The sequence below is a fragment of the uncultured Hyphomicrobium sp. genome (assembly GCF_902826555.1).
Classification (GTDB): domain Bacteria; phylum Pseudomonadota; class Alphaproteobacteria; order Rhizobiales; family Hyphomicrobiaceae; genus Hyphomicrobium_C.
This window is the reverse complement of sequence record NZ_CADEFI010000047.1, coordinates 1-9,477: the sequence shown is the minus strand read 5'-3', so window position 1 is coordinate 9,477 and position 9,477 is coordinate 1. Positions and strand designations below refer to the sequence as shown.

The 9,477-nt window shown below is 63.3% G+C and carries 10 protein-coding genes; 5 read left to right on the top strand and 5 right to left on the bottom strand.

Annotated features, from left to right (window positions below; translation table 11 throughout):
* On the bottom strand, positions 1-343 hold a 343-nt coding region (locus QZV93_RS15490), incomplete at its 3' end, for a hypothetical protein (RefSeq protein ID WP_295559528.1).
* 183 nt (positions 344-526) lie between these two features.
* Positions 527-1,312: an NAD kinase gene (locus QZV93_RS15485; RefSeq protein WP_295559545.1), complete on the bottom strand. Its 786-nt coding sequence runs from the start codon at positions 1,310-1,312 to the stop codon at positions 527-529.
* 211 nt (positions 1,313-1,523) lie between these two features.
* Between QZV93_RS15485 and cutA the strand changes: the two genes are divergently transcribed.
* Positions 1,524-1,868 carry a divalent-cation tolerance protein CutA gene (gene cutA, locus QZV93_RS15480; RefSeq protein ID WP_295559527.1) on the top strand — a complete coding sequence of 115 codons (345 nt, stop codon included), beginning with the start codon at positions 1,524-1,526 and terminating at the stop codon, positions 1,866-1,868.
* 21 nt (positions 1,869-1,889) lie between these two features.
* On the opposite strand, the gene QZV93_RS15475 is transcribed toward cutA, so the two are convergent.
* Positions 1,890-3,002 carry a peptidoglycan-binding domain-containing protein gene (locus QZV93_RS15475; protein WP_295559526.1) on the bottom strand — a complete coding sequence of 371 codons (1,113 nt, stop codon included), beginning with the start codon at positions 3,000-3,002 and terminating at the stop codon, positions 1,890-1,892.
* A 718-nt stretch (positions 3,003-3,720) separates the two neighbouring features.
* Here QZV93_RS15475 and QZV93_RS15470 point away from each other — a divergent pair.
* From QZV93_RS15470 to QZV93_RS15455, 4 genes are all read left to right on the top strand, one after another.
* Positions 3,721-4,944, top strand: coding sequence for a primase-like DNA-binding domain-containing protein (locus tag QZV93_RS15470; RefSeq protein ID WP_295559525.1), 1,224 nt, complete (start codon positions 3,721-3,723; stop codon positions 4,942-4,944).
* A gap of 192 nt (positions 4,945-5,136) precedes the next feature.
* Positions 5,137-6,117, top strand: a complete 981-nt coding sequence (locus QZV93_RS15465) for a catalase family peroxidase (RefSeq protein ID WP_295559524.1) — start codon at positions 5,137-5,139, stop codon at positions 6,115-6,117.
* 254 nt (positions 6,118-6,371) lie between these two features.
* Positions 6,372-6,851 (top strand): hypothetical protein, encoded by a 480-nt coding sequence (locus QZV93_RS15460; RefSeq protein ID WP_295559523.1) that lies wholly within the window; start codon positions 6,372-6,374, stop codon positions 6,849-6,851.
* A gap of 98 nt (positions 6,852-6,949) precedes the next feature.
* Positions 6,950-7,675 carry an NAD-dependent deacylase gene (locus tag QZV93_RS15455; protein WP_295559522.1) on the top strand — a complete coding sequence of 242 codons (726 nt, stop codon included), beginning with the start codon at positions 6,950-6,952 and terminating at the stop codon, positions 7,673-7,675.
* On the opposite strand, the gene QZV93_RS15450 is transcribed toward QZV93_RS15455, so the two are convergent.
* Together QZV93_RS15450 and QZV93_RS15445 are read right to left on the bottom strand one after the other, a co-directional pair.
* Positions 7,656-8,936 (bottom strand): pentapeptide repeat-containing protein, encoded by a 1,281-nt coding sequence (locus tag QZV93_RS15450; RefSeq protein WP_295559521.1) that lies wholly within the window; start codon positions 8,934-8,936, stop codon positions 7,656-7,658. The two genes, QZV93_RS15455 and QZV93_RS15450, sit on opposite strands and share 20 nt — an antisense overlap.
* Positions 8,937-9,022: 86 nt before the next feature.
* Positions 9,023-9,477 (bottom strand): prolyl oligopeptidase family serine peptidase (locus QZV93_RS15445; RefSeq protein WP_295559520.1); only part of this gene is annotated, 455 nt, incomplete at its 5' end.

Sequence of the window (9,477 nt, the reverse complement as noted above, 5' to 3'; positions counted from 1 at the left end):
CGGCTGCCGGCGTTTCTATGAAATACATGTAAAGAAACAGCACCGTTGTGGAGGCAAGAAAGGCGAGGCTCACTCCGCCGAAAACTTTGCCGGCCGTCGTCCACTTGCCGGGCGCGCTGATGCCGAAGAGGCTTGCGATCCAAAGGATGGGCCAAATGAGAATGAGATCGACGCGGATGTTGCAATTTGCATCGCACAACACCCCGCTGCCTACGAGGTATTCATAAACGGCGTAGAGCAGCCACACGACGGCTGCGACGAACACCCCTGCGCGCGGTTGCCGCCCTGCCGAGACCAAGAAGTACAAAGCCGCAGCCGCGGCGATGAACACGAAAAAGTACATTGTTCCCCCAGTTGATCTGGCCGAAATCGTCAAGCCGGTGCGGCGCTGATTGTCCGCCCACAGCCTAGCGGGGCACGGGCGGCCGCGTTCGTCAAGGCACAAGGGCGGACAGGCGCGAGGAAGGCACGGACCCGGGCATGGCATTGGCTCTGCCAGGAGTCCGCGAAGGTTGCCGATTGCCTCCTAGTATCGGAACTGCTCGGCCAGGATGCGCTCGTCGAGACTGTGCCCGGGGTCGAACATCATGAAGAGATCGATGGTGCGCGCCTGCTCGATCTCGACGCGCTCGACATGGCGCATTTCCACCGCGTCCGCCACCGCGCTCACCGGCCGCTTGTCGATCTCGAGCGCCGTCACGCTGATGCGCGCTTTGTTCGGAAGCAGCGCCCCGCGCCAGCGCCGCGGGCGGAAAGGGCTAATCGGCGTCAGCGCCAAGAGCGGCGCGTTGATGGGCAGGATCGGCCCGTGCGCCGAAAGATTGTAGGCCGTCGATCCGGCCGGCGTGGCGACGAGCACGCCGTCGCAGATCAGTTCCTCCATCCGCACCTTGCCGTCGATCGAGATCTTGAGCTTGGCGGCCTGGAAGGTCTCGCGGAACAGCGATACCTCGTTGATGGCGAGGGCCTTGCTGGCCTTGCCCTGGGCGTCATAGGCAACCATCGACAAGGGATGCACACGGCTGATCTCCGCCGCGGCAAGTCGCTCGAGAAGCCCGTCCTCGCGATACTCGTTCATGAGAAAGCCGACCGATCCCCGGTTCATGCCGTAGATCGGAATGCGGTCGTTGAGGTAGCGCCGCAGCGTCTGCAGCATCAGGCCGTCGCCGCCGAGCGCCACGATGGCGTCCGCTTCCCGCGGATCCACAGAGCCGTAGCGCTCCGCGAGCCGCGCGAGAGCGTCTCCGGCGTCCGTCACGTCGCTGGCGATGAATGCGATCTTTTCGAATTTGCTTTTTGGAGACTTGGCCATGCGGTCCAGAGGGGCGGCGTACTGCAGCGGTTGGGGTGAGACCATGATCGCTTCGAACCCGATCGATCCGAAGCGCGACGTGCTGGTCCCACGAAGACCTGGAGCGGGGATGTTATCGAACGTTCGAAAACATTCACGCCCCAGCCGGGTCGGCGCTATCGTGCCGACACGTCGGACTCGAGAGGAACCCGAAAACCGGAGGCTCGCCTACTTGCAGCAAAACGACAAGGCCGTTCTCGTCTATTCGACATTTCCGACGCTGGAAGCCGCCGAGGCGGAGGGCACCGCGCTGGTCGAGGCCGGCCTCGCCGCGTGCGTTAACATTTTGCCGACCATGATCTCGATCTACGGCTGGCAAGGTAAACGCCATCGCGATGCGGAAACGGTGATGCTCGTCAAGACGCGACCGGAACTCGCCGAGCGAGTGATGCAGGAGGTGCGAACGCGCCATCCCTACCAGAACCCCGCCCTGCTCGTGATCTCGGTCGACGGGGGCTCAGCCGATTTCCTGGATTGGATCAGAAGCCAGACCGACGCCCCGCTGCCGTCGCGCTAGGGATTGAGGCGCCGTCGGAACTCACATGCCGAGCGGATGCGTAAACAGGCGCTGCACATGCCGGTACGTGCTCGTTCGCTGCGGACGCCCGTCCGCCTTCGCACGCGCGCCAGGGGACTTGCCGCGTTTGATCGTGGAAGGCGCTATCGCCGTATCGAACGAGGAGGGTGCGGCGGCGGCGGCGGCGGCGGGAGGAAGCGCGCCGGCGATCTCGGCTTCGTCGAGCGCGGCCGTGCGTTCGAGGGGTTCGCGGATTTCCGTCGTGCCGGTCGCGCCTGACCAAGCCGAGGAAAGCTGCGCCACGTCGTCCGGCTTGGGCCCGCCGATGCTCATGCGGCCGAACGGGATCGTGCCGCGGCTTGCGACGGACGCCTCCGCAACGGTCGCATCCCAGGTATGACCCGGCATCTGCGGCGAAGACCCGGCCGAAGACCCGGCCTTGTCCGCCTGGGCCACCAATGTCGACGGCACGCATCGGCCCGAGGCCGTCAGGCTCTGCCCGCTCGGGCAGGATGCGCCGCAGACCGCATCGGCCTGCGTCTTGAGCAGCGAAAGCATGAAGACGTCCGGCTCGTGCATCGGCAGCGAGGCGTTGACGCGGTCCATGAAGATCAGAACCGCACGCTTCGACCCGCTACCCCAAACGCCGTCGATCTCTCCCGGATAGCATCCGACGCGCTGAAGCTCGCGCTGGATGTCGCGTGTGAGTGCGAGACGCGAAACCGGTACTTCGGGGCGTGCCGTCGTGACGGAGCTCGATTGTCCGTCACGAACGATCGTGCCTTTCCAGGCGGCGACCTTGACCGGTGCTGGTCCGGGCGTCGTCGCAGCGGGCGCGGCAGCGGGAAGCGTCAGGGTCTGCGCGAGATAGTCGAGCACGGAGGTAGGCTTGCTCGGCACCTCGGCGGCGAGGAGCTTCGCGCCCGGCGAGAACTGTCCAATCCGCGAAGCCTGCGGGAGCGCGTCGAGGTCCGACGCCACAACGACGACGGGAGCGGCTCGAGCCGCGGAAAGCGCTTCCGCCTGGATTTCGGCGCCGGCGCGACGGGAAAACGCAGGATCGTCAGGAAAAAGAACGTCGAACCCCAACGCGAGACCCGCAGCGAGAATGGGATAGCTGACGTACCACCGCATGAAACAGCACTCCAGGACACATGCGCGGACACGAGGGGCGTGACGAAAGAAAGTATAGCAACTCGAAGGTCGAAGGACCATGCCGAATGAGAGTCTAAATGGGTCTAACGCACACGTTCGCAAACACCCCGGCGGCACGCCTGGGGCAAGCCCGGGCCTCTTTGCGCAACGCAACTCACGATCCGTGCGGGGATGATGTCGGGACGGTGACTGTGGATTTTTCCGCGATCTTTGCGGACAACCGGTGCATAAATCCGCGCCTGGATGTGGATGAATTCGTCGTGCGGGAGCGCCACAGCTGATGCACTTTTGCACGAGTTTCCAGGCAGATTTTCGTACCGAACTGATTCTCCTTAACAAACGGTAGCGGCTCGTCGCCAGAATCACATAGCCTTGGCACCGAGGGATGTGTCTTGCGTGATTTCGCTCACGTGCGCCTCAGTTTTGCACATTGACATCGAGCGGCGGTGTCGCCTGTGCACAAACGAGAGAGGATGTGGGCAGGTTCAGCTCAGCGTGTCCGCCGGAGGCGGCGCCGAAAGTGTCCGATGGGTCGCCTTGGGGGGTGACCCTAGCTCAACGGGCAACCGAAGCGCGCATATCCGGAAGACACCAGTCGTTCGTCGGAGCTGACCGGTCTGTTCTCCTTCCAGATCCAAACGACAGGAGGCCCGCTAGTCGGCTGCCATCCGGGCGGCCGGGCGCACGCGGGCCCTCAATGGAGAGGGCAATGAAAATACGACATGCTCTAGGCGTGTTCGGAATTCTAGCCGCCGGTGTTCTACTTGCTGTTTCGGCGGCTATGAATTGGCGTTTTGGGTTCAGTTTGGGACGAACCGAGTTGGACGGTCAGATCTACGGCGCCGCAAGCGTCGCGGCGGACTGTCTCAAGGCGCTGATCCCGTTTTTCTTTTTCGCCGCAATCAAGAACAGGATGTGGTCTCAGGCCATCGCTGCCGCACTCGTCGGCGTCGTGGTCACGGCCTATTCGCTGACCTCCGCGCTCGGCCATGCCGCGCTGAACCGGCTCGATACGACCGGGCATCGCGCAGTCGAGGCTCAGGTTTACAAGGACCTGCGAGGCGACCTGAAGCGGGCCCAGGATCAATTGTCCTGGATTCCGCAGCATCGTCCTGCCGCAACCGTACAAGGAGAGATCGAGGCGCTGAAGAACCAGCGCGCTTGGAGCTTCACCAAGGCTTGCTCGGATGCAACCGGCAAGCAGGGTCGTGACTTCTGTCAGAAGTACCATGGCCTGAACGCCGAGATGGCCTCTGGCCAGCAGGCGGAAGTGCTCGAGGCCCGGATCGCTGAGATTCAGGGCAAGCTCGGCAAAACCGACGCGATGACCGTCATGGGAGAAGCCGATCCGCAGGCCGCCGTGCTTGCGAAGCTCTCCGGCGTGAGCGTCGATCAGGTGCAGATGGCGATGACGATCTTCATCGCGCTGCTCCTCGAGGTCGGCTCTGGCTTCGGCATGTACATTGCCTTCAGCCAGTGGCGCCTCTACGACCGTGAAGCCCCTGCCGCGCCGAAGATGGCGACGGTTCAGAGCACCGCCGCGGCAGCGGTGGCGGCACCTCAGCAGGTGTCCGTGGCAGTCAAGAAGCCGCGTTTCGGTGCCAACGACAATCGTTCGTTGCCGCCGACCAAGCTGCTCGTTCCCGAAACGGATGTGCAGCGCTTCTACAAGGAGAGCGTGGACAGCCAGGATGGCCACACGGTCTCCGCGACGTCACTGTACGAAGCCTATTGCGTCTGGTGTGAAGAACGACAGAAGGAGCCTCTAGCACTCCCGACGTTTGGTCGGGAAATCGCCGAGTTCGGAATACAAAAAGTCAAAAAGAAAGATGGAGTGAGGTACGTAGGAATCGCACTCAAGTCCGATCTCGAGCTCGAGGAGGATAAGAAGCTGCCGGCCTACCGCGCCGAGGCTGCCTAAGATAGGCAGATCCAATTAGAAGGGCTCCCGAAAGGGGGCCCTTTTTGCTTTTGGAGGGGCTGTCCGAAAAGGGCAGCCCCTTTGTCATGCCCGGAAAGGGAGCAAGATCCTGGAGAGGCCGCGATCTATCGCGGCCTTTCTCGCTTTCCCGATTTGTCGTACCTAAAGGCGATCCTCGGAAGGGAGTTCACCATGCTCGCTCGTTTCGCGGCCGTCGCCGCCACCTCAGCCATGCTTGTTTTCGGGCTGTCATTCTCGCCTGTGGCGGCCGATGACACGGATCCGGAAGCGCTCGTCAATGCCTTGAATGCGGTGTTCGGAGCCAATCCCGGCAAGCGTGCGGCCCACACGCATGGCTTCTGCGTTAAAGGCTCGTTCGTACCGACCGACGAGGCCGGAAAACTCTCGAAGGCCCCGCATCTGAGCGGCAAGGGTCCTTGGCCCGTCGTTGGCCGCTTCTCGATGGGAGGCGGCGATCCCGCAGCTCCCAACGGCCAGAAGGACAACGTGCGCGCGCTCGCGATTCACATCGATCTCGGCCAGGGCAATCAGACCGACATGGTGATGATCTCGGCTCCGATCTTCGCGGCGAAAACACCAGCCAAATTCCTGGAGCTGCTGCAGACCGTGGCGAGCAAGGACAAGGAAAAGATCGGCGCCTTCTTCGCGGCCAATCCGGAATCGACGCGCCAGAAGGCTTGGCTCAACGCGCGCCCCGTGCCCGCGAGCTACGCGACGACGCCGTATTTCGGCGTGCACACGTTCACGCTGACGAATGCGGCCGGCGAGAAGCAGATCATCAAGTGGAAGCTGCTGCCGAAAGCCGGCGAAGCCAGCCTCACCGATGACGAGGTAAAAGCCAAGGATCCGGATTTTTACAAGCCTGAGCTTACGGACCGGCTTGCCAAAGGTCCCGTCGAGTTCGACGTCACATCGATCCTTGGCCAGCCCGGCGATGCGCTCGATGATCCGACCGCCCTTTGGCCGGACGACCGCAAGTCGGTGACCGTCGGGACGCTCACGATCTCGGCCCTCGAGGACGACGCCACCTGTGACACCAACATGTTCGACCCGACCAACGTCGTGGAGGGCATCGAGGGGCCGGAGAATGACGGCATCTTTAAAATCCGCTCACCGGCGTATGCGGTTTCGTTTTCGCGCCGCAATCAATAGGGCGGCGTCCGCTAGTCGATTGAGAGCAATAAGGGATTTGCGAGCGCCGCACGGCAGTCGTGCAGGGCTCGCCGAGGTCCGTACGTGACCATGTCACACAACGGCAACGGCAGTATACGGATGAATTTGCTTTGCACATGCGGCCGTGCGACTCTGCTCTTGCTTTGCTGCTAGCATTGGCGCGGGCAATCCGGTCGTTGACGCAGGGGGCGCGCCGGGCCTTCCGATCCAAATTTATTCAAGGGGAGTGTCAAATGTTTCGAGTATTTGTGAGGGCAACCGCCGCTCTGGCGGCCGGCGCCACGATGGTCCTCGCAGCGGGCCAAGCCGCCGCCGAGGAGATCGTCGTCACCATTACGGAGTTCCATGCGCTCGACCGCGCCGACGATCTGTCGAGCGGTGATTTCTTCGCGCGCATCAGGATCGATGGCAAGGCGGCTTTCTCGCCCGTGCTCACGGGAGAGAAAGTGTTCAAGCCGAATTGGAAGCTCACGCTTCCCGCCAAGTCCGGCGTCAACGAAGTCAACCTCTCGCTGATCGACAAGGATCTGACTGTCGACGATCCGATCGACATCAACCGCGTTGCCAACAAGCGCGACCTCGATTTCACGGTCAACACCAAGACCGGCAAGATCGAGGGTTTCTCGAAGACCTACAAGACCGGCCAGTTGATCACGCGGACCGGCAGCGAGAAGAAGAAGGCGGCCATCTCGTTCAAGGTCGAGGTGAAGTAGAAAGATCGTCTCCGCGAGGAACAGAGAGCGGCCGCCTCCGGATCGGACGGCGGCCGTTTTCGCGTTCAGGGTGCTGGAACGGCTGGCGAGGATGGATCATGGGCACTGAGAAGATCGTCATTCTCACAGGCGCCGGTCTCTCCGCCGAATCCGGCGTGCCGACCTTTCGCGACACGAATGGCATCTGGGCGAAATACGACTACCGCGAGGTCGCCACGCCCGAAGGCTTCGCACGCAATCCCGTGCGCGTGCACGAGTTCTACAACATGCGCCGCCGCGCGCATGCCGGCATCCGCCCCAACGCGGCCCACGCCGCGCTCGCGCGTCTCGAGCGCGAGCATGAGGGAGAGGTCTGGGTGGTGACCCAGAACGTCGACGCACTTCACGAGGCCGCCGGCAGTCGCAACCTCATTCATATGCACGGCGAGCTCTTCCGGGCGCTCTGCGCCAAGTGCGGCGCTCGCACGCCATGGTCGGAGGACATGTCGTTGACGACGGCGTGCGCGTCGTGCACGGCAGCGGGCGGCATGCGTCCGGACGTGGTGTGGTTCGGCGAGATGCCCTATCACATGCAGCGCATCCGCGAGCTATTGGAAGCCGCCGATCTCTTCATCTCCATTGGCACCAGCGGCAACGTCTATCCGGCTGCGGGCTTCGTCGCCGAGGCACGCGCGGCAGGCGCCCACACCGTGGAGCTCAATCTCGAGCCCTCCGAGGGCCGCTCCCTGTTCGCCGAGGCCGTTTACGGCCCCGCGACATCGGTCGTCCCGGCCTACGTCGAAAAAATGCTGAACGCCGGTGGCGTCAGTGTGCCCCGCACTTGATGCGCTCGATGCCGGCGCTTGTTGAAAGATCGAGCGGCGTTTCGCCGGCACAGAGCCGGGCCCCGTCGAGCAGCACCGCATGCGCCTCGACGCCGGCAAGCCGCGCGAGAGACAAATCCGCCCCCTGGAGCGCGACGCGCACGAGCTTTGCGCCTTCGAGATTGGTCTCGATCAGGCTCGCGCCTTTGAGCAATGTATCGGTGAGATCGGCGCGGTGCAGATCCGAGCGGTCGAAAGTCGCATAGTTGAGATCGCGCCCGCGCAGCGACACGCTCGTTTCGTTGCCGTAGCCGTGGTTGTCGGGCACCAGATCCTCGTCCATGACCACGAGGTTGCGCGCGAAGAAGCTTGTCGGCCGTCGCGTCCAGTCGTCGACCTCCCCGTCGAACAGCACGGCCGTTGGCCAGAACGCACGCCGGTCACGCGCGCCGGGAGGCAGATTGCGCGAGACGTTGCCGAGCCCTTGGAACGGGACCGGTGCCGCAGTGGGCTCGATGGCGGCGAGCAGACGGTCGACCCGCTCGCCCGGGATCGTCGCCACCGCCAGCGAGAACAGGATCACGAGCAGCACTGCGAGCGACGCAGTAAAGCGCCTTAGCACCGTATCGCCGGTCAACGTTTCGTTGCCGGGATAGATCTTCTCGAGGCTGGCGAGGAAGCGCGAGGTCCCGACTACGATCAGCAGGTCAGCCAGAACATAGAGCCGGTGCCACCACGTGATCTGGGCGTCGTGCGCAGGAAGATAAGTGATCTGGAACGCCAGCAGCAGGCCGAGCGGCAGGAGCCTGAGGAAGATCCAGTCCATGGCATGGAAGGCGGCACGCACGACGCGGCTCGTCTCCGGCCCCGCTTCGATCTGCGAGAAGTAGTAGCTGTGCACCCGCAGCCGCGCGGGGTGCGTGAGCGGGATGGCCTCCTGTTTGTTGAGGCCCGCGTCCAGCGCCTTGAGCTTGCGCGCGAGGATGATGTGCTGCTGAAGAACGCCCGCGTGCATGACGAGCAGCACCAGTGGGCCGAACAGAATGAAGGAGCGCAGCGGAATGGCGACCTGCAGGATCGGCTGCGCGACCGGCGTGTTGAGCAGGAGGTCTCGATGGCTGATGCCGGAGAGCGCAATGAAGAAATAGGCTTCGAGCGCGATCAGGAAGATCCAGGCGCCTCGGGTGGAAACGCTGGCGGAATTGACGTCATGCAGCAGAAGTTCGAGCTCCCCGCCGGGCGAGGCGGTGGGCTGCGGGGCCAACGATTTACTTCCGAACATGACACATCCCCCACCGCGAAAAGCCGCCCCGTTTTCGGGGCGCCGGCCTTACGCTCCAGAGGTTTTGCCCGAAAGGGCACGCCATCTCAAGGGGCGGGGGAACCGCTTCCGGCGAGTCCGGCGATATTGAGCGCAAAGGCGTAGTCGATGGCCATCTCGCGCAGTCGCTCGAAGCGGCCCGACGCGCCGCCGTGTCCGGCCTCCATGTTGGTTTTGAGCAGCACCAGATTGTCGCTGGTGTTCAGTCGCCTGAGCTTCGCGATCCACTTCGCTGGCTCCCAATACGTGACGCGCGGATCGGTAAGGCCGCCATAAGCAAAGATGTGCGGATACGCTTTCGCCTCCACGTTGTCGTAGGGGCTGTACGATCGGATGATCGCGAACTCTCGCGCGCTTTCGATGGGGTTGCCCCATTCGGGCCACTCGGGAGGTGTCAGCGGCAGGCTCTTGTCGAGCATCGTGTTAAGCACGTCCACGAACGGCACATCGGCGATGATGCCGAGAAACAGGTCCGGCGCCATGTTGGCGACCACGCCCATCA

Bases quoted from the DNA above. Each gene is read 5' to 3' on its own strand.
- QZV93_RS15460 (WP_295559523.1), top strand. From the start codon at position 6,372: ATGTTTCGAGTATTTGTGAGGGCAACCGCCGCTCTGGCGGCCGGCGCC.
- QZV93_RS15470 (WP_295559525.1), top strand. From the start codon at position 3,721: ATGGAGAGGGCAATGAAAATACGACATGCTCTAGGCGTGTTCGGAATT.
- QZV93_RS15450 (WP_295559521.1), bottom strand. From the start codon at position 8,936: ATGTTCGGAAGTAAATCGTTGGCCCCGCAGCCCACCGCCTCGCCCGGC.
- QZV93_RS15465 (WP_295559524.1), top strand. From the start codon at position 5,137: ATGCTCGCTCGTTTCGCGGCCGTCGCCGCCACCTCAGCCATGCTTGTT.
- QZV93_RS15455 (WP_295559522.1), top strand. From the start codon at position 6,950: ATGGGCACTGAGAAGATCGTCATTCTCACAGGCGCCGGTCTCTCCGCC.
- QZV93_RS15485 (WP_295559545.1), bottom strand. From the start codon at position 1,312: ATGGCCAAGTCTCCAAAAAGCAAATTCGAAAAGATCGCATTCATCGCC.
- QZV93_RS15475 (WP_295559526.1), bottom strand. From the start codon at position 3,002: ATGCGGTGGTACGTCAGCTATCCCATTCTCGCTGCGGGTCTCGCGTTG.